This window comes from Kutzneria sp. 744, assembly GCF_000568255.1.
Lineage (GTDB): Bacteria > Actinomycetota > Actinomycetes > Mycobacteriales > Pseudonocardiaceae > Kutzneria.
Genome location: NZ_KK037166.1, coordinates 1,558,085 through 1,579,087 on the forward strand (window position 1 = coordinate 1,558,085; position 21,003 = coordinate 1,579,087).

Here is a 21,003-nt window from a genome sequence, read left to right on the forward strand (position 1 = left end):
AGGTCGCGCCGGTCTCTGGAGCCGCGGCCGGAAAAATCGCGTCTTTTCAGCGATTTTTCCGGACTAGGCGAAGAGACCGGCGCGACCTCGCCCCGCGCGGAACGCGCGGCAATGTCACTGCTCAGCACCTCTGAAGTCCTCAGGTGAGACCGAATCCAGGAACTCGCGGAACTTCTCGACCTCGTCCTCCTGCTCGTCCGGGATGACGAGGCCGGCCTCGGCCAGCACGGATTCCTCGGCGTGGATGGGCACACCCGCGCGCAGCGCGAGGGCGACCGAGTCGCTCGGGCGGGCGGACACCTTGATGCCGCCGTCGAACACGAGCTCGGCGAAGTAGGTGCCTTCCTGCAGGTCGGTGATGCGGACCTGGGTCAGCTCCCGGCCGAGGGCGGCGATCACCTCTTTGAGCAGGTCATGGGTCAGCGGCCGGGCCGGCCGCACGCCCTGCTGCTCGATGGCGATGGCCGTCGCTTCCGCGTTCCCGATCCAGATCGGCAGATAGCGGTCACCATCGGTTTCACGCAGCAACAGGATCGGGCTGTTCGCGGGCAGCTCGACCCGAACTCCGACGACGCGCATCTCGCTCATCGGGTATCGCCTCCCTCAGCGGGCTGAACCTCGGCGTCCCCGCACGTACGAGGATCCCCCACGGACTCCTACAACGCTACCCGCCATGCGGGCACGACGCTTGCGGGCGGGCGCGTTGTCAAGATCACCCGCCGGCCATGCCGCGCAGTTCGGTCTTGACCAGAAGTGTATGGAGCGCAACCGAGAGCGACGCCAGTTCCCGGACTATCTCGTCGGCCCGCTCCCGCGCGTCGGGATCGCGCTGCCGGTACATCGGGCCGACGATCTGGTGCAGCAGCCCCACCTCGCGGTCGGCCGACACCTTGAAGGCGCGCAGGTGGCGGGGTTCGATGCCGAACTCCCCCATGGCCACCACGATCCGCGCGACCAGCATCGAGTCCTGGTCGTAGAAGCCGGCCGCGCCCGACCGGACCAGGCCGTAGTTCTCCAACTCGGTCAGCAGCCGCTGATCGATGCCGGTCTCGGCGAAGAGTTCCTCACGGGTCATCCGCACCTCGTGGCCGGCGGCGAAGTCCTCAGGCGTGGGTAAGCGATCGACCCCGACCAGGGCGCGAGCCGGCTGGTCGGGGTCGGACGCCGCGTCGAGCTGTTCCTTGATCACCTTGAGCGGCAGGTAGTGATCGCGCTGGGCGGCCAGCACATAGCGGAGCCGGTCCACGTCGGCCTGGGTGAACTGCCGATAGCCCGACGGCGTGCGCGCCGGGCGCAGCAGGCCCTCCGACTCGAGGAACCGAATCTTGGAGATGGTCACGTCCGGGAACTCGGGGCGCAACTGCGCCAGCACCACCCCGATGCTCAGACCCTCGCGCTGTGGCCGCCCGGCCGACGTCACTGGCCCCCCTGGCCCCCGGATCCCGGGCCGGTGAGGAACACCAGGCGGAACTTGCCGATCTGCACCTCGTCGCCGTTGGCCAGCACGGCCTGGTCGACCGGCTCGCGGTTGACGTAGGTGCCGTTCAGGCTGCCCACGTCGATCACCACGAACTCGCCGCCCTCACGCCGGAACTCGGCGTGCCGGCGGGAGACGGTGACGTCGTCGAGGAAGATGTCGCTGTCGGGGTGCCGACCCGCGCTCGTGGTGTCCTGGTCGAGCAGGAAGCGCGAGCCGGCGTTGGGGCCGCGCTTGACCACCAGCAGGGCGGACCCGGCCGGCAGTGCGTCGACGCCGGCGACCGCCGGCTCCTGGACAGGGGCCCCGACGCCCTCGGCGTCGGTGAGGAAGTCAGCCCGGAAGACAGTGGTCCGCTCCGGGGACTGCTCCGGCGGAACACCGGGCCCGTCGTTCGTGCTCACCTGAGCTCGCCTCCTGCTGGTGGATCCTTCGGGACCGCTCAAACCTACCGTGCTGGACTGACCGCGCCCCTGGCGGCTCCCCAACCAGCCGAAGAGCCTCTGGAAGATCGACATCAGCCCTGCTCCGTGAGTTCCGTGTGGTCGGACGGCGTGCGCCACTGCGGGGCGAGCATCCCGTCCCCGGGCCGCCGCGCGGCGTGATCGGCGCCGCCGACGCGCACCGTGCCCGGTGTCGTCACCAGCGCCCGCTCGCGCTCACGGGTGTGTCTGAGGTCCAGTGGAACCACCTGCCGAGCCTTCCTTCTTCCTGGTCATCGCCGCGTCGGCCGCACCGACGAGGATGTCACCCGCCGCCGTCGGACCGCCGCCGTGGGTGCCCACCGTACCTGGATCGTGATCAAACGGAGGCGAAGGAACAACACCGAGAGTGTTCCCGCCACCGCCCGTTCGGAGCAGTCGAGTCCCACCTGCTGGACCCCCTCTCGGAGAGCGCTCTCCCCATACGGCTCCTTTGCCGGGAATGCCGGCTTCCCGGGCCCTCCACGACCCCATTGACACCGCCAGGAACGCCGTGGACCATGCTTTGGGAGAGCGCTCTCCGAGCACGCCGCAGCCCTCCCGGGCCGCGCCCGCACGGCGACGATCCAGTCCAGGTCGGCTCCACACGGGAAGGGTTCGGTCCAGCTCCGCACGGCAACGGCTCCGACCGAGCCGGATCCGAGCGGCGACGGCCCGGGCCAGGTCCGAGCAGCAACGGCCGGGGTCAGATCCGAGCAGCAACGGTCCTGACCGGGGTCCGGCTCACGCGGCGACGGTCCTGACCGGAATCGGCTCCGTGCGGCTCCAGCCCTGGTCAGGGTTCGATCTGCGCAGCGACGGTCTCAGTCGGTGTCGGGACTGCACGGCAACGACTCCGACCGCGGTTCGGTCTGCGCGGCGACGACCCTGGTCAGGGTCGGGTCCGCGCGGCACCGGCCCTGTCTGGGGCAGAGCTGCGCGGCAACGACTCCGACCACGGCTGGGTCTGCGCCGCCACCGTCGTCCCCCAGGTCAGAGCCATGCGGCGACCGTCCTGACCAGGGCGGGGCCGCGCGGCAGCCGACCGGGGCGGGGTCGTGCGTGTTCGGAGTCCGCCGGGCGCTCCGGCTCAGTCCTGTTGCCCAGCCCTGTCCCTCAGCCCCAGGAGCGCCCCATGCACGTGTCAGCGCGGTCGGGACCACACCGCCGCACCGCAGCCAACCTGTCCGTGGCCGCAGTGATCCTGTCCTTATTGGTCGGCCTGACGCTGGTGGCGTCGGCGGGCCGAGGGCAGGCCGCATCGACGCTGCTGTCGCAGGGCAAGGCGGCGACGGCGTCGAGCCAGGAGAACGGCGGCACGCCGGCGTCGGCGGCAGTGGACGGCGACGCCACCACCCGGTGGTCAAGCGCGGCCACGGATCCCCAGTGGCTTCAGGTCGACCTGGGGGCGGCGCACGCGATCGGCCAGGTGGTGGTGAAATGGGAGGCGGCGTACGCACAAGGCGTACCAGATAGCGCTCTCCCAAGACGGAAACGCATGGACCACGGCGTACTCGACGACCACCGGCACGGGTGGCACGGAAACGCTGGCGGTGGCCGGGAATGCCCGGTACGTCCGGCTGACCGGCACTCAGCGGGCCACGGGCTACGGCTACTCGGTGTTCGAGTTCCAGGTCTACGGCGAGACCGGCGGCTCGGGGTCGAACTGCGGCACGGACAACGCGGCCAAGGGCCACGCGGCGACGGCGTCGAGCCAAGAGAACGGCGGCACGCCGGCGTCGGCGGCAGTGGACGGCGACACCAATACACGGTGGTCAAGCGCGGCCACGGATCCCCAGTGGCTTCAGGTCGACCTCGGCGCGGCGGCGAGCGTGTGCCAGGTCGTGCTCCAGTGGGAAACGGCGTACGCGAAGGCGTACCAGATAGCGCTGTCCAACGACGGCGCCAACTGGACCACGGCGTACTCGACGACCACCGGCGCCGGCGGCACGGAAACCCTGACCGTGGCCGGGAATGCCCGATACCTCCGGCTCACCGGCACACAGCGCGGCACGGGCTACGGCTACTCCCTCTGGGAACTCCAGGTGCACACGAGCGGCGGATCGACGCCGCCGGTGCAGGGCGGCGGCGACCTCGGCCCGAACGTGCTGGTGTTCGACCCGTCGACGCCCAACCTCCAGGGCCAGCTCGACGCCGTCTTCCAGCAGCAGGAACGGGCCCAGTTCGGCGCCGGGCGCTACCAGATCCTGCTCAAGCCCGGCACGTACAGCGGCCTCAACGCCCAGATCGGCTTCTACACCTCCATCTCCGGCCTCGGCCAGGACCCGGACGACGTCCTGATCAACGGCGACATCACCGTCGACGCGGGCTGGAACGCCGGCAACGCCACCCTGAACTTCTGGCGCTCAGCGGAGAACATGGCCCTGAACCCGGTCAGCGGCACGGACCGGTGGGCGGTCGCCCAAGCGGCCCCGTTCCGACGCATGGACGTGCGTGGCGGGCTGAACCTCGACTCGGCCAGCTACGGCTGGGCCAGCGGCGGCTACATCGCCGACAGCCGGATCTCCGGCCAGGTCGGCAACTACGCGCAGCAGCAGTTCTACACGCGGGACAGCGCGATCGGCGGCTGGAGCAACGGCGTGTGGAACCAGGTGTTCTCCGGCGTGCAGGGCGCGCCCGCGCAGGGCTTCCCGAACCCGACCTACACCACGCTGGACACCACCCCCGAGTCGATCGAGAAGCCGTACCTGTACCTCGACGGCACCGGCAGCTACTCGGTATTCGTGCCAGCCAAGCGCACCAACGCGCGCGGCGTGTCCTGGGCCAACGGCCACACGCCCGGCACCTCGATCCCGTTGAGCCGCTTCTACGTCGTCAAGGCCGGCGCGACCGCGGCGACCATCGACGCCGCGCTGGCCCAGGGCCTGAACCTGCTGTTCACGCCGGGCATCTACCACGTCGACCAGACGATCAACGTCACCCGGCCGGACACCGTCGTGCTCGGCCTCGGCGAGGCCACCGTCGTGCCGGACAACGGCGTGGTCCCGCTCAAGGTCGCCGATGTCGACGGCGTCCGCGTCGCCGGCCTGCTGCTCGACGCCGGCCCCGTGTCGTCGCCGCAGATGATCCAGATCGGCGCCCCGGGCTCGAATGCCAACCACGCCAACGACCCCACCGTCATCCAGGACGTCTACGTGCGCATCGGCGGCGCCGGCCGGGCCGCCGCGGGCACGGCGATGGAGGTCGACAGCAACGACACGGTCATCGACCACACCTGGCTGTGGCGGGCCGACCACGGCGACGGCGTCGGCTGGAACGACAACCCCGCCGACTACGGCCTTGTTGTGCGCGGCAACAACGTTCTCGCCATCGGCCTGTTCAGCGAGCACTTCAAGAAGTACGACGTGGACTGGTTCGGCAACGGCGGCCGCACCCTGTTCTTCCAGAACGAGAAGGCCTACGACGCCCCGAACCAGGCGTCCGTGCAGAACGGCGCCACGCTCGGCTTCGCGGCGTACAAGGTGGAGAACTCCGTCACCAGCCACGAGGCGTGGGGGCTCGGCAGCTACTGCAACTACACCGCCGACACCTCCATCCGACAGGACCACGGCTTCGAGGTCCCCGTCACGCCCGGCGTCCGCATGCACGACCTGTCCGTCGTCTCCCTGGCCGGCGACGGCGAGTTCAACCACGTGATCAACGACGTCGGCCCGCCGACCGTCGGCACGGCCACCGTCCCCTCCACGGTGACGGACTACCCGTGACCTGAGCCGGCTGCCCTGCCCGTCACGGCGGGCAGGGCGGTCGGCGTTCGCCACTCGGTGTGCGTGGCGATCCAGCCGGCATAGAAGGGGACGCTGGTGAAGATGCCGGCCCGGGCCACGCAGGGGTCGCTCTGCCCGTGGCTGGCCGCGCCGACGAGCAGCCACCGGCCGTAGGCCGCTACCACGGCGGGGCCGCCGGAATCGCCGTAACAGGCATTGACGGTGCCTCCCTTGTTGTCGCTGCACAGCTGTCGGGTCGAGTTGAAGTCGGGCAAGGTGCATTCCGCGGCCGGCGCGGTGGTGGTGTCGAGTTGTTGCAGCGTCACCGGACTGTCGCAGCCGTGACGGAGGCAGGTGCTGCCCCAGCCCAGTTCCCGGATCTTCGTGCCGGTCGGTGGGGCGGCGCCGATGGCGATGGGGCGGGCGTGGACAGGCTTGGTGAGGTGCACGAGGGCGATGTCGTTGTGCAGGGAGCTGTCCCAGCCCTCGTGCCGGATGAACCGGTCGGCCACGGCCGGTTCGCCGCCCCGGGTCCGGTTGACGGAGCCGATGCGGAACTGGTACTGCGAAGGATCCTCGACTCCGAGGGTTTCGGCGTCGGTGACGCAGTGCCCGGCCGTGACGAGCCACTGGGCGGCGATCAGCGAGGCCCCGCACTGCTGGGCGCCGGTCTTGGTCTGCATGGAGGCCATGAAGCCGTACGTCTGGGTGGCGTCCGCGCCGCCCACGATGGCCGCGGCCGGCGTCGCGAGGGCCACGGTGGCCGCGGCGGCGACCATCAGGGCAAAGACGGTGCTTCGTTTCCTCATACGGCTTCCCTTCGTCCAGGTGCTGCGGCGATCATGCGCGGGACGACCTGAACGGTTGCTGAAGCGAGCTGAAGAACGCTTCAGTACGTACATTGTGGACGAACGGTCCACGGACGAAAGGCACTGCGGTGACTCAGGAACCGGTAGCACTGGCGATGCAGGCCCGGCAGCGGCTGGAGGAGATGCGCGCCGGGGCGCAGCTGCTGGGCCTGCTCACGGCCGTGCACGAGAAGGGCTGGACCACGTTCCTGCTGGAGCCGCGGACGGCCGACGAGCTGGCCGAGTTCTCCGGCCTGCCGGCCGCCCGCGTGTCGGACGTGCTGGACGCGTTGGCGGCCAACGGCATCGTCGAGCAGGACGGCGGCAAGGCCTGGTTGGCCGCCGCGTTCGCGGCTGTGGTGGCGGACGGCGCCTGGATCCCGCTGGACGACAAGCTGGCGCAGATCGAGATGGAGGTCCGGCAGGTCCGGGCCGTGGTCGAGCAGCCGGGGCCGCTGGCGCTGACCGAGGACGACGCCCTGGTGGTGGCCAACGCCGTCGGCGGCCATGTCACCGACGTGACCAAGGCGGTGTACGGGCAGCTGTTCGAGCAGCTGCCCGAGCTGCCGGCGCAGGTTCGGTCCGGGCGGATGCTGGACATCGGCTGCGGCGTGGCCTGCGCCAGTCTGACGATGGCCAGCACCATCCCGGAGATGCGGGGCGTCGCCGTCGAGCTCGTGCGCGCGGTCGCCGCCGAGGCCGTGCGCCGGGCCGCGGAGCTGGGCGTGTCCGACCGGGTGGACATCCGCCGCATGGATGCCCGCGACGTGCCGGAACGGGACGAGTTCGTGGCCGCCTTCTGGGCCCAGCCGTTCTTCCCGGCCGCGATCCGCCCCGCGACGCTGGCCATGATCCTGCGGGCCCTCAAGCCCGGCGGCAAGCTGTTCATCCAGGAGCTGGAGGCCGTGCCCAGCGCCGAGGACCGCCCCGCGTGGACCGTCCGCCGCCTGATCGCCCACGGCCTGGAGACCCGTTTCGGCCCGAGCGCCGAGGACCTGGCCGCCGAGGCCGTGGCCGCCGGTTTTGTGCTGGATCGCATCGCCACCACGGGCTTCGGCCGGATGGTGATCGTGAGCAGGCCCGCGAACTAGCGTCAGTGGTTGGGCGGGGTGAGGCCGTAGCGGGCGACGATGTCGTCGAGCCACTCGGGATTGCCGTAGGTGAGGCCGTAACGGGAGGCCAGGTCGGCGAACTCAGAGGTCTCGTGCAGCGCCGTGCCGGGCGGCGGAGTGACGGAGGCGAGGAGCTCGGCCAGGTCGCGGAAGTAGGTCTCGAAGCCGCCGGGGGCGATGACTTCGAGGATGCGGCCGGGGCGGTCGGCGGCGTTCCACATGGCGTGCATCTGGCCGCGGGGCTTGGTGATGAAGCCGCCGGGGCCGAGCACGACCTCGGTGTCGTCGGAGCGGAAGCCGATCTCGCCTTCGAGAACGAAGGAATGCTCGTCTTCACGGGTGTGCCGGTGCGGCGCGGTGATGGTGCCGACGGCGAACGGGTGCTCGACGACGGCGACGGTGCCGCTGTCCCGGCTCTCCAGCTTGAACGTGGCCCCGAAGCCGGGGATGGCCACGGAGTCCCCGGCGCCGGGCCGGAGGGCGCGTGCGATGTCCATCAGGTGGTCCCCAGGTTCTGTGCGATGCGGTCGAATTCGGCGGCGGGCAGCAGTCCGGAGACGAGCCGGCCGCCGATGAGCCAGCTGGGCGTGGCCCGGACGCCGGCTTCGGACGCGGCCAGTTCGGACTCGGCCAGCCAGCCCTTGGCGGTGCCGTCGGAGAGCGCTTCCCGCAGGGCGTCGACATCGATGTCGACGCGGCCGGCGTGGCGGTCGACCACGGCCGGGTCGCCGAGGTCCTCGCCGTCGACGAAGTAGGCGTGGAACAGGCGCTCGTTGAAGGACTCGGAGCGGTCGGGCGCGGTGCGGCGGATCCACTCGGCCGCGGAGAGCGCTCTCCGCGTGGTGGAGAGGCGGGCCGGCCAGTTCAGGGTCAGCCCGGCGGCGGCCGCCTCCCGGGCCAGGTTGTCGTACATCGGCCCGACCCGCGGTCCGGCCTGGAGACCGCTCTCCGGGATCGCCGGGTGGATCTGGTACGGCAGGTGCACGACCTCGATCCCGTGCCGCGCCAGGATCTTGTTGCGGTCCTGGGCGATGTAGCAGAACGGGCACATGAAGTCGAACCAGTGCTTGACCACCGCGCCGCCTCCAGCCGAGGTTTCGATACCGGTTCCGTTACAGATGATGACCGTAACTGAACCGAGCCATGGTTACAACCAGCAGCTGTAACTTATCCGGTACGGTGGGGCCATGCCGAAAGCGCAGGAGGACCGCAATCTCGGGGGCAGGCCGAGGGACGCGGCCATCGACGAGGCCATCATCCTGGCCACCCGGGACCGGCTGGTGCGGGACGGCTACTCGCGGATGACCATCGGCGACATCGCGGCCGACGCCGGCGTCACCCGGCCGACGCTGTACCGCCGCTGGGCCACCAAGTTCGACCTGGTCGTGGACGCGCTCGACTACGGCTTCCGCCGCCAGCGCGACATGTACACCGTCGACCTGTCCCAGCTCGAACCGCGGGAGGCGCTGGTCGAGGCCGTACGCCGGCTCGACCCCGCCTACTTCAACCCGGACGCCATGGTGCTCATGGGCAACTTCGCCGGCGAGGCCATCCGCACGCCGGAGCTGCTGGACATCCTGCGCACCCATGCGGTCGAGCCCCGCGTGGCGATGCTGGAGGACGTGCTGGGGCAGCTCCAAGAGCGTGGGGCCGCCCGCGCCGGCATCGACCCCCACACCATCGCGATCATGTGCTTCGGCAGCTACTTCGCCGCGTTCTACCGTGGCGAGCCGACCAAGGAGCTCGCCGAGCGCGTGGTGGCCGTGCTGTGGCCGGCCATCGCCGCCGAGCGGGAGTGACCATGGACGTGCACGAGGCCCTGTACACCACCCGCATGATGCGCCGGATGCGACCGGACCCCGTTCCGGTCGAGGTGCAGGGCCGCATCCTCGACGCCGCCATCCGCGCCCCCAACGGCGGCAACACCCAGCGCTGGCACTTCCTCGCCGTGGACGATCCGGCCCTCAAGGCCGAACTCGCGTCCCTGTACCGCGCCGCCCGCGAGCTCGAGTACGCCGAGATCAACGCCGGCACCATGGCCCGGTCCCTGCACGATCCCGTCGAGCATGCCGAGACGCTGGGCCGGATCAAGAAGTCCGGCGACTACTTCACCGAGCACTTCGAGCAGATTCCCTTGCTGCTGTTCGTGTTCGCCATCGACGACCACGGCGGGGCCAACATCTACCCCGCCATCTGGAGCGCCCTGCTGGCCGCCCGTGCCGAGGGCGTCGGCGGCACCATCACCACCGTGTTGCGGTACAAGGCCGATGAAGTGTTCAAGCTCCTCGGCGTGCCCGCCGTCCAGGGGTGGGAGATGACCGCCATGCTCGCCCTCGGCTATCCCCTCGGCCGCTGGGGCGTCGCCGCCAACCGCCGTCCCGTGCACGAGGTCAGCAGCCGCAATCACTGGGATCGTCCGTACACACCGGAAATCCCCGAGCCGCTCTGGCCATGACTAGTCGGCCAGCCAGCGCCGCCAGACCGCCACGTGCAGGATCACGGCCAGGCTCAAGGCGTTCAGCGTGGCGTGGGTGGACCAGCTCAGGGCCTGTGCCTCGGGCACGCTGATCCAGCCGGCCACGACGGGCAGCCCTGACGAGAGCACGAAGGTCAGCACGGCCACCAGGACCAGGGCGAGAGTGCGACCGGGGACCTCGGTGAGGCGGATGGCCGGCCAGGCCTCGAAAAGCATGGCGACCACGAGAATGGCGCCGATGGCGGAGCCGGAGACCTCGGCGACGCGGCCGGTCTCCCAGTCGAGGGCGTGGACGGCGAACAGGTAGGTGCCCCAGCCGCACGCGATGACGGCGAGGTGCGCGGTCACCAACCGCATGCCCCGCTGACGGATGCGGGCGAAGGGCCAGCCGCGCAGGGCGACGTACCAGACCATCTGCCACATGCCGAGGGCGGCGAACCAGCTGGCATAGGCCTCACCGGCCACCAGGCCGGTGCCGACCAGGGCGCCGTAGAGGACGAAGCCGACAGCCCAGCACAGCGCCAGAGCGGCGACGCCGGAGGGAACGCGGGCCAGGGAACGCAGGGGCCAGCACTCGCCGACCAGGGTCAACTGGAGGATGAGCCCGAAGATGCCGACGGCCAGCGGAACGGTCTCGGCCACCGAGGGATGGCCCGGTCCGGGGGAGAAAATCCCTTGCAGGTCAACGTCTTGCAGCAGGCCCTGGCCGAGGATGGTCAACAACACCCCGCCGACGGCGACGATCACGGTGTCGCCGAGCCCGGACCAGCCGCCTGTCAGCAGCGAGCCGGGCCAGTCCTGCCACCAGAAGGCGATGACCGCGACAATAGGCAGCGCGAACGTCAACAAGGGCCCGAGCACCGTGAGCGAGTGCACCGGCCCACCCCAGCCGACGGCCAACAGCACCGACGCCGGCACGACGAACAGCAGGCCCAGCAACCCGCGCCGAGGCTGGGCCCGCCGCGCCTCGGCGAGCGCCGCCGGACTCATCGCGTCTGGGGCGCTCACCGCTGGACGATCAGCCCCCAAGACCTCGGAACCCGTTGTCTCAGAGGACATGCTCAATCCGGATGGGCAGTCGGTGGTGCCGGCGACCGGTGGCGTGGTGCACGGCATTGGCCACGGCCGCGGCGGCACCGACCATGGAGACCTCGCCGAGGCCCTTCACGCCCACCGGGTTGAACTGGTAGTCGGGCTTGTCGATGAAGTCGACGTCGATGCGGTGCACATCGGCGTTGACCATGACGGGGTACTCCTCCAACGTGGTGTTGAGGAAGCCGCCGACGCGGTCGTCGACCATGCTCTCCTCCCGCAGCGCGGCGCCGATGCCCCAGATGACGCCGCCGCGGACCTGGCTGGCGGCGGTGACGGGGCTGGCGACCCGGCCGCAGTCGGCCACGCTGACGACACGGGGAACCCGGATGCGGCAGGTGGTCGGCTCGACGTGCACCTCGACGAAGTGCGCGATCCAGCTGAAGGTGACGAAGCCGGGGAACACCGGGCCGGAGATGGCCAGGTGGCCGGTGTTGGTCTGCGCCAGGGCATCGGCGGTCTGCCCGGGCCCGAGGGACCCGACCGACACCTGGACGGCGTGCCCGGCGTCGGCCACGGCCGAGGCGACATCGACGTCACCGGTGTCGGCGACGTTGAGGTGCTTGCGCAGCTCCTGGAGTCCGGAGTGGACGGCCGGCAGAGCGGTTGCGGTGCCCCAGGAACCGGCGGTGAGGTGCTGCGTGCCGACGGTGGTGTCGCCGACCTGCACGGTCACGTCGGCCACCGGAATCCCGAGATCCCGGGCGACGAGCAGGGCCACTGTGGACCGGATGCCTTGCCCCATCTCATGTCCGTCGACGGCTACGGTGACGCGGCCGTCGGCCGACGCGGTGAGCGTCGCGTTGGCGGCGACGATGCTGCCGGGGTAGTTGCCGATGGCCACGCCCCAGCCGACGAGCGAACCGTCCTCGGCCCGCATCGAACCGGGCTCGGGATTGCGCCCGGACCAACCGAAGAGTTCCGCGCCCCGGCGCAGGCAGTCGCCGACGTGGCGGCTGGAGAACGGCAGGCCGGTGACTGGATCGGTCTCGGTGTCGTTGTCCAGCCGCAACTGCACCGGATCCCGGCCCACGGTGTGGGCGAGCTCGTCCACGGCCTGCTCGAAGGCGAACATCGACGGACTCTCGAACGGGGCCCGCATGTAGCCCGGGGTCTGCACGTCGGTCTGCACGAGGCGTTGCCGCCCACGGAAGGCTGAAAAGCCGTAGAGCCGGCTGGTGACCTCGGTGTGCCCGGCGATGAACAGGTCGTGCCGGGAGGTCTGCTGGTCGACCTCGTGCACGGCGGCCAGGATCCTGCCGGTGGCGTCGGCGCCGAGCCGGATCCGGTGCTTGGTGGCCGGCCGGAAGCTGCCGTTGTGGAAGGTCTGGGTGCGGGCCAGCACGAGCTTGACCGGCCGCCCCAGCCGCCGCGACACCACGGCCAACGGTCCGATGTGGACCAACAGGGAGTTCTTCTGCCCGAATCCGCCGCCGACATACGGCGAATGGACCTCGATCAGCTCGGCGTCGATGCCCAGCTGCTGGGCCAGCCCGAAGCGCACGGCGTTGGCGTTCTGGGTGCCCTCGTGCACGATCAGCCGGTCGTCCTGCCACCACACGACGCCGCCGTTGAGCTCCATCGGCACGGCGTGCTGCGGCGGGTGCTCGAAGGTCTCCTCGATCCGCACCGCGCAGCTGTCGATCACCGCGTCCGCGTCGCCGACCTTGATGTCGGCCAGGAACGGCAGGGGAATGGCCTCTTCCTGCACGAGCGTGGTGGCGCCTTCGGAGTCGAGGTGCAGGGCGAAGGGCTCCTCCTCGTACTCGGCGGTGATCGCCTCGGCGGCCTCGGTCGCGGCGACCGGCGTCTCCGCGACCACGATCGCGATCGGCTGGCCGCGGTAGGCGATGTGGTCGTCGGTCATCGGTTGCAGGCTCTGGAAACCGAAGCCGCCGCCCATCAGGAAGCCGGGGCTGGCGAGATCGAACTTCGTCTCGACCAACAGCACGCCCGGCACCGCCAACGCGGCGCTGGTGTCCACACCGGACACTCGGCCTCGGCCGATCTTGGCCAGCGCCAGCGCGGCGAAGGCCATGCCCGGCAGCACGCGGTCGGCCCCGTAGAGCGCTTTCCCGGTGACCTTGTCGTACGCGTCGACCCTCATCGGACGGCTCGCTCCCCGGCGGTGCGCACGGCGTCGGCGACCGTGCGAATGCCCAGCTCGATACGGAATTCGTTGGTACGGCCCGGACGCGCCGCCGCGAACGCGATCTCGCCGGCCCGCCGTGCGGCCGCCGCGGTCAGCGGCTGCCCCAGCAGGGACTGCTCCGCCTCGACCGCACGCCAAGGGCGGGTGGCCACGCCGCCGAGCGCGATCCGGCTCTCGGTGACGATGCCGGCGCCGTCGATCACCAGCCCGACCGCCGCCGAGGCCAGCGCGAAGGCGTAGGACTCACGGTCCCGGATCTTCAGGTAGGTCGAGCCCCGACCGGCTTCGGTCAGCGGCACCCGGATCCGGACGATCAGCTCGTCGACGTCGAGCACGTGCTCACGCCGAGGGTCCTCCCCCGGTTCGACGTGCAGCTCGGCCAGCGGGATGGACCGCTCGCCACGCGGCCCGACGACGTCCACAACGGCGTCGAAGGCCAGCAGCGCGATGGCGAAGTCGCCGGCATACGTTGCGCTGCACAGGGAACTCGCACCCAGCAGCGCATGCGGCCGGTCGACACCCTCCATGGCGGCGCAGCCGCTGCCGGGATTCCGCTTGTTGCACGGCATGTCGGCGTCACGGAAGTAGCCACACCGGGTGCGCTGCAACAGGTTTCCGCCCAGGGTCGCCATGTTGCGCAGCTGCTGCGACGCGGCCCGCCAGATCGACTCGGCCAGAGCCGTGTAGGACGGCCGGATCACGGGGTGGTCGGAGACGTCGGCCATCCGCACGCCGGCCCCGAGGACCAGCTCCGAGTCCGTGACCGAGATGCCGGTCAGCTCGGGCAGCCGGTGCACGTCGATCACCGCCGACGGCGCCTCCACCCCGAGCTTCATCAAGTCGTACAGGGTGGTTCCGCCGGCCAGGATCTTGGTTCCCGGCTGGGCCACCCGCAGCGCCTCGACGACGGCGTCGACGCTGGAGGGCGCGGTGTAGGCGAAGGGTTTCATCGCTGGGCCGCCTGTCGGACGGCGGCGACGATCCCGACATAAGCACCGCAGCGGCACACGTTTCCGCTGAGGTACTCGCGAATCTCGTCGTCGTCGGCGGTGTGCCCCTCGGCGATGCAGGCGAGGCCGGACATGATCTGCCCGGGCGTGCAGTAGCCGCACTGGAGGGCGTCGTTGTCGACGAAGGCCTGCTGCAACGGGTGCAGCTCGCCGTCCGGGCCGGTGACGCTCTCGATGGTGTGCACCTGGAGGCCGTCGACCTGCACGGCCGGCGTCAGGCAGGACACCACCCGGCGGCCGTCGAGGTGCACCGTGCAGGCACCGCAGTGGCCCTGGTCGCAGCCCTTCTTGGTGCCGGTGAGGGCAAGTCGTTCGCGCAGCACGTCCAGCAGCGACTCCCGGGGATCCAGCCGCAGCTGGACGGGTTCGCCGTTGACGGTGCAGGTCACGTCGACCGTGGTGGCGGGTACGTCGTTCGTGGACACGTCGTCACCGTAGGTTCCGGATCCGGCGGGCGCATTCCGCTGATTGCGGTGTCAACAGGCAATTATTGCGACGCCCGCTACAACGATGCCGCCCGGAACTCGGACGGTGACAGCCCCGTCTCGCTGCGGAACGCGGCCGTCAGCCGGGACGGCGACGCGAAGCCGCACAGGTGGGCGATGTCCGTGATGGACGGCTCGGGCCGGGTCAGGTGCCGCCGGGCCCGTTCGACCCGGACCTTGGTCAGGAACCGGTACGGCGTCTGGCCGGTGACCGCCTTGAACAGGCGCAGGAAGTGGAACGGGCTCAGGTCGGCCACGGCCGCCATCTCGGCCAGTGTCAACGGCTGCGAGTGGTTGTCGCGGATGAACTGCGCGGCCCGCCGCACCCGGTGGTCCTCCCGGCCGGCCTCGCGCGGCGGCGGGGCCGCGGCGTGCATGGTGAGCAGGTGCACCGCGAGGAACGTGGCCGCCGACTCGGCGTAGAACTCGTCGACCCCGGCCCGGGCGGCCACGCACAGCGCGTCGATCACCGACGACAGAACGGGATCCTGGACCGCCAACGCGTCAGGCCGCCCGAGCCTGGACGCGTCCCGCCCCCACAACTCCACGCAGGTGCGGTCGATGAGGGCCGAAGGAAGCTCGACATGCGTGGTGAAGCTCCGTTCCGATCCGCACCAGCGGATGTCGGTCGGCTGGCCCGGCGCGGTCAGGCCGATCATGCCGGGCCCGTACTCCGCGCCCCGCCAGGTGGATCCGTGCCGGGACTCGATCCGGCTGAGGCCCTTGTTGACCAGCACGACGGACTGACAGCCGCTGGGCGGCAGGTGCAGCTCGGCCTGCTCGGCATTGTCGAACTGCACCACTCGCAACGACGTCCAGCCGACTTCCGGCCAGTCGTCTCGTCTTCGACGCGCTTGCTCGGCGTTCATGCACCGCAGTATTCATCCTCGCCGTCGTGAAACGTGACGAAAGAGGACAGGGGTAGCCGCGCGGTGCGGCAACGTGCGGTCAAATGGTCGCGGTCGCCGTAACCGAGCGACAGTCCGCACACGATCAGTTGCTCGTCGGGTATCCGCAGATTCCGCCGCAGCACCGCGGAGAAGTCGATCAGCGAGGCCTGTGCGCAGGTGTCGAGGCCCTCGGCCCGAGCGGCCAGCATCAGCGACTGGAGAAACAGGCCGGCGTCGACCAGAGCTCCCTGCCGCGGGCGCCGGCTGACGGTGAGGATCATGCCGACCGGCGCCCCGAAGAAGTCGTAGTTGCGGCGGTGGTGCGCCGCCCGCCGGTCCCCGTCCTCGCGGCCGATGCCGAGCGCCCCGCCGTACAGCCGGTCGCCGAAGTCCCGCCGCCGGCCACGGAACGGCTCCGGCCAGTCCTCCGCCGGTGGCTGGTAGTCGTAGTCGCGGCCGCGTTCGTTCGTGTCGTACGCCGCGAGCAGGTCCTCGGTCAGCCGGCGTTTGGCCGCGCCGGTGACCACGTGGACCTGCCACGGCTGGGAGTTCGAGTTGCTGGCCGACCGGGAGGCCAGGGCCAGCACCCGCTCGACCACCTCCCCCGGCACCGCTGTCGGCAGGTAGCCGCGGCAGCTTCGCCTGCGGGCCAACGCCTCCGCGACGTCCACTGTGGACTCAGGCGGCCGGCGGCGTGATGTCGTAGGAGATCCGCCCGGCGGGCAGGTAGAACAGCGCGATCAGCGCCCCGCCGCGGACCTCCGGGTAGTGGTGGCTGCCCGGCCCCGGCGCGGTCCAGCCCGGGCCCTGCCAGCCGCGCGGCCCCATCAGCTCCGCGCCCGGGGTCAGCGGCACGACCAGGTTCAGCTCGCCGTACGGATGCTGGTGGTACTGGCCACGGAAGGGCTCGACGCTGTCCATGTACACCGCGGTGATGCTGAAGTAGTTCAGCACGTCGGCCGGGTCGGCGATGCGGCTGCGCCGGTAGTGCCGGCCGTCCACTTCGATGTTGGCCGCCCACCCCTCGCGCACGCCGTCGGTGATCATGCGGGCCAGGTCGTCGTAGAGGGCGGTGCCCGGGCCGTGGGTCTCGTTGAGCCAGGTCTCCAGCTTGCCGCCGGCCGTGCGGTTCTTCACCTCGTCCAGGAACGGGATGCTGCGGTCGACCAACTCCTGCGCGGTAGTCACGTCTGCCTCCTCGCCGTGGGGATGCACCTCACGGTAGGGGCCGGTTAGGTTACAGTCAACAGTTGTAACGTAACTGGACGCGGCCGAGTCCCGACAGGTGGCTCAGGGTTGATCAGCGGCGCACCGGGTGGCGGGCGGCCTGGACGCACTGGAAGACGTACAGCGCGCCGGACCAGACGTGCATCAGCAGGCCCCAGCCGGCGAAGCCGTAGCCGATCGGGCCGGCGATCATCGCGACACCCGGCCCGATCTGAGCCAACAGCAGGATCGGCAGCGCGTAGAGCAGGCAGAAGGTGCCGGCCTTGCCGAGGTAGATCACGTCCGGCGCGTCGTAGCCGGCCCGCTTGAGCAGGGGCAGGCAGAGGGTGACGGCGAGGTCACGCAGGAACACCAGCGCGACGAACCACCACGGCAGAATGTCCCGCACGACGAAGGCGAACGCGGTGGCCAGGATGTAGAGCCGGTCGGCGGCCGGGTCGAGCAGGGTGCCCAGGCGGCTGGTCTGGTCGAGCCAGCGGGCCAGCTTGCCGTCCAGCCAGTCGGAGATGGCGGCCAGGGCCAGCACCACCACGGCCCACACGTCCTCACGCGGGCCGAGCAGGAGCCAGAGGAAGAGCGGCACACCCGCCAGACGCAGGATGCTCAGCAGGTTGGGGACGGTGAGCACCCGGTCGGACCGTACGTGTGCGTTGCCTTGGACCACGCCCCAAGCCTAGGTGCGTCATGAGAGATCCCGCCCCCGGGGAGCTGGCGTGTCGCCAGAACGAGACGGGGGCGGGATCGGATTGCCCAGAAGTGGGACTTGGCTGCCCGCGCGCCGACTCGGGAATCGGCGCTCGGGCAACTGGGTAACGCAGACGAGCGGAACTCGGTGTGGCGCTGAGCGGGACTCGCGGGGGTGCCCGAAAGCGGGTTTCGGTGGGCCCGAGAGCGTGACTCGCGGGGGTGGCCGCGAGGGGTCAGCGGGAGCGGGACCAGCCGCGGAGCTGGAGCTCGTCGCCGGTGTAGAAGCGGGGGCGGCCGCGGTCGTCGACGCCGACCCAGCGGGCCCGGCCGTGCGATCCCTCCAGCACGTACGCGTGCCCGCCGCTCCACACGACGCTGCACGGCGCGGTCGGCAGCGGACGGGAGTTCCGGTTCGCCTCGGACGGGCTGATTGCCTCGGCAGTGACGCTCATCGCTAGCTGAATCCTCCGTGAGGGGTTCCGTCCGGGAAGTCGGTCACCCGGTCGCTGTGCGTTACCCCGACCTGGACGATTCTGGACCCCTTTCCGCCGCCGAAACCCGGATTCCGCACTGCCCGCGCTCGCCGGAGCAGATACGTCGCCCAGCTGCGATCCCGGTCACGTGATCGACTTGTGCCGGGGGTCACCGCCGGTGCCGTTCGGCGCAGCTGCACGACCGACCAACGTCGACGCTTCGTGGTACCGCCGATCGGCCGCACTGGTCATACCGGGGCTGACCTGCCCAGTTCCGCCAACCGCGCGCGCATGCGCCGTTGCCACGGTTCGAGACCGGCTCGGGTGAACAAAGCCAGCGCGTCGGTCAGCCTCCGGCGGCCGAGCCGCTCGTCGCCGTCGCGCAGCGCCAGCTCGGCCAGACTCCAGCAGGTCGTGGCCTCCCCGAACACGTCCCCGATCTCGGCGAACGCCCGCTGGCAGCCGCTGAGCACCCGTTCGGCGCGGGCGGTGTCCCCTCTCGTGACGAGCACGTGCCCGAGTTGCCGCACACAGCGCAGCTCGCCCAGCCGGTCCCCGAAACCTCGATACAGCGCGGTCGCCTCGACCAGGCAGCGTTCGGCGGGGTCCTGGTCGCCCCATTTGCTGTGCGAGGCGCCGAGGAACAGCAGGACCTGGGCCTGCCCGTACGAGTCGCCGAGGCCTCGGAAGGCCGCCAACGCCGCCGCCAAGGCCGCCTTCGCGGCGTCACGGTCCCCTTCGTCGCGATCCACCAGCCCCAGACAGAAGCCGGCATTGATGCTGCCGCGGGCGTCGTGCTCCAGGTCGTAGCCGGCGGCCGCCTCCTCGAAGCAGCGTCGCGCGAGGTCGAGGCGCCCGTTGTGGTGGTGCACGTCCCCCAGCGCCATCAACGCATGCGCATGCGACAGCCGGTCCTCGGCCCACAGCTCCGCGGCCTGCCCCAGCAGCCGCGAGGCCAGGTCGTGCCGGTCCTGGGCGAAGCACAGCCGCCCGAGGCCGAAGCGCATCCGGGCCTCGCCCCAGCGGTCGTTGCCGGTCACGGCGGCGGCGAGGGCCCGTTCCTGGCACCGCCGCCAGTCGTCCCAGTGCCCGCGCAGCTCCATGAAGCCTTCGCAGGCTGCCGCCAACCGCCATGCGTGTTCCGCATACCCCTCGACGGCCGCCTGTTCGATGGCGACGGCCAGTTCCGGCCGTTCCAGCTCGAACCAGGCCATCGGATCACCGGACGACACCGCTCTCCGGCCCGACGGACGCGGCAGCCAGCCGGCGTTGGGCAGCTGCGCCTCGGCCTCCTCCGCCGCCGCCAACCACGCGGTCAACGACCGCGACACGGCCGCGGCCCGCTCGACGGGCTCCACCTGTTCACGGGCGTACAGCCGCACCAACCCGTGCATCCGGTACCGGTCGGCCACCTCGTCCAGCAGCTGGGCGTCGACCAGATCCTCGACCAGCCGCTCCGCCCGATGCGCCGGCCGATCCAGCACCGCGGCCGCCAGCCGTGGCGAGTACTCCGTGTTGTCCAGCGATCCCAGCAGCCGCAGCGCCCGCCGCCGCTCGTCGTCCAGGGCCCGATACCCGGTTGCGAGGCTGGCTCGCACTTGCAGATCCCCGGCCTCCAGGCCGTCCAGCCGCCGCTGCTCGTCGGCCAGCTGGGCCACCAGCCAACTCAGCGGACGACTCGTGCGGGCGGCCAGCCGTGCGGCGGCGATCCGCAACGCCAGCGGCAGCCCGCCGCACTGCCGGACCAGGTCCGCGGCGGCTTCAGGCTCGGCGGCGACCCGCTGGGCGCCGAGCACGGTCTCCAGCAGCCGCCGCGAGTCCTCGTCGTCGAGCACGGTCAGGTCGACGGTCGAAGCCCCGGCCAGCCCGGCCAGTCGGTTCCGGCTGGTCACCAGCACGGCCGAGCACTCGTCGCCGGGAATCAGCGGCCTGACCTGGGCCTCGTCGGCGGCGTCGTCCAGCACGAGCAGCACCCGCCGCCCGGCCAACCGGTCACGCAGCAACGTCGACCGGCCCTCGACGCTGTCCGGGAGGTGGGTGCCGAGCACGCCCAGCAGCCGCAGCAGCCGGCCCAGCACCTCGGCCGGATGGACGGGGCCGGTGGCGTCGCTCAGCGTTGCGTGCAGCCGGCCGTCCGGGAAGTGGGCCCGCAGCCGGTGACCGATGTGGACGGCCAGCGCGGACTTGCCGACGCCGGACATGCCGGTGATCACCTGCACCACGGGCATGCCGCTGCGCGGGGACGGCTCGGCGAGCCGGGAGGTCAGGTCGTCGGCGAGGGATGCTCGACCGACCAGGTCCACGTCCGGCGGCAACGCCTGCGGCCGGACAACGACCCTGTCCGGCGTCCAGTCCAACGCGGGATCCCCGGTCAGCACGCCGCGTTCCAGCTCCCGCAGCCGCTCCCCCGGCTCGATCCCCTGCTCGGCGACGATCATCGATCGAGCGTCCCGATACGTCTGCAGGGCATCGGCGCTGCGGCCGGCGCGGTGCAGGGCCAGCATGAGCTGGGCTCGGAACGGCTCATGCAGCGGCGAATCCGCCACCAGACCGGCCAGCTCCCCCAGCAGCTCGGCGTGCCGGCCGAGCCGGAGGTCGGCGTCGATGCGCCGCTCCAACGCGTTGATCCGCAGCTCCGCCAGCCAGCGCCCGGCCACGGCGTGCAGGGACGGCGACGGCACGTCGGACAGCGCCGGCCCCCGCCAGAGATCCAGCGCCTCCCGCAGCCGTTGCGCGGCCACGGCGGCCGGCGCCGACTCGGCCTCCGCCACCAGGGCCTTGAACACGTCCAGGTCGAGCTGGCCCGGCTCCACGTCGATCAGATAGCCCGGCGGCCGGGTGCGGAGTGAGTGAGGTGAGTTAGAGCGGCGATCCGCTCTTTTGACATT

21 protein-coding genes and 1 pseudogene are annotated in these 21,003 nt (G+C 71.0%); 5 read left to right on the forward strand and 17 right to left on the reverse strand.

Translation table 11 applies throughout. The features are described from left to right. Window positions 1–114 precede the first annotated feature (114 nt). The 4 genes from KUTG_RS06845 to KUTG_RS58085 all read right to left on the reverse strand — a co-directional run bounded on the left by KUTG_RS06845 (window position 115) and on the right by KUTG_RS58085 (window position 2,168). Window positions 115–588, reverse strand: coding sequence for a bifunctional nuclease family protein (locus tag KUTG_RS06845; RefSeq protein ID WP_043715722.1), 474 nt, complete (start codon window positions 586–588; stop codon window positions 115–117). Between the two features lie 124 nt (window positions 589–712). Beyond that, window positions 713–1,420: a transcriptional regulator FtsR gene (locus KUTG_RS06850; RefSeq protein WP_043715723.1), complete on the reverse strand. Its 708-nt coding sequence runs from the start codon at window positions 1,418–1,420 to the stop codon at window positions 713–715. After that, window positions 1,417–1,881, reverse strand: a complete 465-nt coding sequence (gene garA, locus KUTG_RS06855; RefSeq protein WP_043715726.1) for a glycogen accumulation regulator GarA — start codon at window positions 1,879–1,881, stop codon at window positions 1,417–1,419. Before garA ends, KUTG_RS06850 begins: the two co-directional genes overlap by 4 nt. Window positions 1,882–1,994: 113 nt before the next feature. Further along, entirely contained in the window at window positions 1,995–2,168 is a 174-nt protein-coding gene (locus tag KUTG_RS58085; RefSeq protein WP_157494369.1) for a hypothetical protein, read from the reverse strand. A gap of 905 nt (window positions 2,169–3,073) precedes the next feature. Here KUTG_RS58085 and KUTG_RS63275 point away from each other — a divergent pair. Together KUTG_RS63275 and KUTG_RS06860 are read left to right on the forward strand one after the other, a co-directional pair. After that, window positions 3,074–3,334 (forward strand): annotated as a pseudogene (locus KUTG_RS63275) (discoidin domain-containing protein); the annotation flags it as partial. A 157-nt stretch (window positions 3,335–3,491) separates the two neighbouring features. Beyond that, entirely contained in the window at window positions 3,492–5,663 is a 2,172-nt protein-coding gene (locus KUTG_RS06860; protein WP_232240691.1) for a discoidin domain-containing protein, read from the forward strand. On the opposite strand, the gene KUTG_RS06865 is transcribed toward KUTG_RS06860, so the two are convergent. Next, window positions 5,654–6,472: a S1 family peptidase gene (locus tag KUTG_RS06865; protein WP_052394142.1), complete on the reverse strand. Its 819-nt coding sequence runs from the start codon at window positions 6,470–6,472 to the stop codon at window positions 5,654–5,656. The two genes, KUTG_RS06860 and KUTG_RS06865, sit on opposite strands and share 10 nt — an antisense overlap. A 128-nt stretch (window positions 6,473–6,600) precedes the next feature. Between KUTG_RS06865 and KUTG_RS06870 the strand changes: the two genes are divergently transcribed. Continuing rightward, on the forward strand, window positions 6,601–7,602 hold the full coding sequence (locus tag KUTG_RS06870) for a methyltransferase domain-containing protein (protein WP_157494370.1): 1,002 nt from the start codon (window positions 6,601–6,603) through the stop codon (window positions 7,600–7,602). A gap of 2 nt (window positions 7,603–7,604) precedes the next feature. Here KUTG_RS06870 and KUTG_RS06875 read toward each other — a convergent pair whose 3' ends face one another. Together KUTG_RS06875 and KUTG_RS06880 are read right to left on the reverse strand one after the other, a co-directional pair. Beyond that, entirely contained in the window at window positions 7,605–8,120 is a 516-nt protein-coding gene (locus tag KUTG_RS06875) for a cupin domain-containing protein (RefSeq protein ID WP_043715732.1), read from the reverse strand. Next, a complete protein-coding gene (locus KUTG_RS06880; RefSeq protein WP_043715734.1) occupies window positions 8,120–8,698 on the reverse strand; it encodes a DsbA family oxidoreductase in 579 nt (192 codons plus the stop codon). The genes KUTG_RS06875 and KUTG_RS06880 overlap by 1 nt, the downstream gene beginning before the upstream one ends. 112 nt (window positions 8,699–8,810) lie before the next feature. Here KUTG_RS06880 and KUTG_RS06885 point away from each other — a divergent pair, with 112 nt between their 5' ends. After that, window positions 8,811–9,422, forward strand: a complete 612-nt coding sequence (locus KUTG_RS06885; protein ID WP_043715735.1) for a TetR/AcrR family transcriptional regulator — start codon at window positions 8,811–8,813, stop codon at window positions 9,420–9,422. Between the two features lie 2 nt (window positions 9,423–9,424). Next, window positions 9,425–10,078, forward strand: coding sequence for a nitroreductase family protein (locus KUTG_RS06890; protein ID WP_043715736.1), 654 nt, complete (start codon window positions 9,425–9,427; stop codon window positions 10,076–10,078). Here the strand turns inward: KUTG_RS06890 and KUTG_RS06895 are convergent, their stop codons facing one another. From KUTG_RS06895 to KUTG_RS06940, 10 genes are all read right to left on the reverse strand, one after another. After that, window positions 10,079–11,107, reverse strand: a complete 1,029-nt coding sequence (locus KUTG_RS06895; RefSeq protein WP_232240692.1) for a hypothetical protein — start codon at window positions 11,105–11,107, stop codon at window positions 10,079–10,081. 40 nt (window positions 11,108–11,147) lie between these two features. Continuing rightward, window positions 11,148–13,298, reverse strand: a complete 2,151-nt coding sequence (locus tag KUTG_RS06900) for a xanthine dehydrogenase family protein molybdopterin-binding subunit (protein WP_043715737.1) — start codon at window positions 13,296–13,298, stop codon at window positions 11,148–11,150. Then, a complete protein-coding gene (locus tag KUTG_RS06905) occupies window positions 13,295–14,293 on the reverse strand; it encodes an FAD binding domain-containing protein (RefSeq protein WP_043715738.1) in 999 nt (332 codons plus the stop codon). Before KUTG_RS06905 ends, KUTG_RS06900 begins: the two co-directional genes overlap by 4 nt. Next, window positions 14,290–14,778 (reverse strand): (2Fe-2S)-binding protein, encoded by a 489-nt coding sequence (locus KUTG_RS06910; RefSeq protein ID WP_043715739.1) that lies wholly within the window; start codon window positions 14,776–14,778, stop codon window positions 14,290–14,292. The genes KUTG_RS06905 and KUTG_RS06910 overlap by 4 nt, the downstream gene beginning before the upstream one ends. A gap of 77 nt (window positions 14,779–14,855) precedes the next feature. Next, window positions 14,856–15,707, reverse strand: coding sequence for a helix-turn-helix domain-containing protein (locus KUTG_RS06915; RefSeq protein ID WP_084578989.1), 852 nt, complete (start codon window positions 15,705–15,707; stop codon window positions 14,856–14,858). After that, window positions 15,704–16,399: a nitroreductase gene (locus KUTG_RS06920; protein WP_043715740.1), complete on the reverse strand. Its 696-nt coding sequence runs from the start codon at window positions 16,397–16,399 to the stop codon at window positions 15,704–15,706. Before KUTG_RS06920 ends, KUTG_RS06915 begins: the two co-directional genes overlap by 4 nt. 7 nt (window positions 16,400–16,406) lie before the next feature. Beyond that, window positions 16,407–16,916: a DUF4863 family protein gene (locus tag KUTG_RS06925; RefSeq protein ID WP_043728539.1), complete on the reverse strand. Its 510-nt coding sequence runs from the start codon at window positions 16,914–16,916 to the stop codon at window positions 16,407–16,409. A gap of 112 nt (window positions 16,917–17,028) precedes the next feature. After that, window positions 17,029–17,583, reverse strand: a complete 555-nt coding sequence (locus tag KUTG_RS06930) for a CDP-alcohol phosphatidyltransferase family protein (protein ID WP_232240693.1) — start codon at window positions 17,581–17,583, stop codon at window positions 17,029–17,031. 292 nt (window positions 17,584–17,875) lie between these two features. Next, complete coding sequence (locus KUTG_RS06935; protein ID WP_043715743.1) at window positions 17,876–18,094, reverse strand: hypothetical protein; 219 nt, start codon at window positions 18,092–18,094, stop codon at window positions 17,876–17,878. A 269-nt stretch (window positions 18,095–18,363) separates the two neighbouring features. Next, window positions 18,364–20,928 carry a BTAD domain-containing putative transcriptional regulator gene (locus KUTG_RS06940; protein WP_052394144.1) on the reverse strand — a complete coding sequence of 855 codons (2,565 nt, stop codon included), beginning with the start codon at window positions 20,926–20,928 and terminating at the stop codon, window positions 18,364–18,366. Window positions 20,929–21,003 lie beyond the last annotated feature (75 nt).

Bases quoted from the DNA above. Each gene is read 5' to 3' on its own strand.
- KUTG_RS06890 (WP_043715736.1), top strand. From the start codon at position 9,425: ATGGACGTGCACGAGGCCCTGTACACCACCCGCATGATGCGCCGGATG.
- KUTG_RS06935 (WP_043715743.1), bottom strand. From the start codon at position 18,094: ATGAGCGTCACTGCCGAGGCAATCAGCCCGTCCGAGGCGAACCGGAAC.
- KUTG_RS06865 (WP_052394142.1), bottom strand. From the start codon at position 6,472: ATGAGGAAACGAAGCACCGTCTTTGCCCTGATGGTCGCCGCCGCGGCC.
- KUTG_RS06900 (WP_043715737.1), bottom strand. From the start codon at position 13,298: ATGAGGGTCGACGCGTACGACAAGGTCACCGGGAAAGCGCTCTACGGG.
- KUTG_RS06885 (WP_043715735.1), top strand. From the start codon at position 8,811: ATGCCGAAAGCGCAGGAGGACCGCAATCTCGGGGGCAGGCCGAGGGAC.
- KUTG_RS06915 (WP_084578989.1), bottom strand. From the start codon at position 15,707: ATGAACGCCGAGCAAGCGCGTCGAAGACGAGACGACTGGCCGGAAGTC.
- KUTG_RS06905 (WP_043715738.1), bottom strand. From the start codon at position 14,293: ATGAAACCCTTCGCCTACACCGCGCCCTCCAGCGTCGACGCCGTCGTC.
- KUTG_RS06875 (WP_043715732.1), bottom strand. From the start codon at position 8,120: ATGGACATCGCACGCGCCCTCCGGCCCGGCGCCGGGGACTCCGTGGCC.
- KUTG_RS06845 (WP_043715722.1), bottom strand. From the start codon at position 588: ATGAGCGAGATGCGCGTCGTCGGAGTTCGGGTCGAGCTGCCCGCGAAC.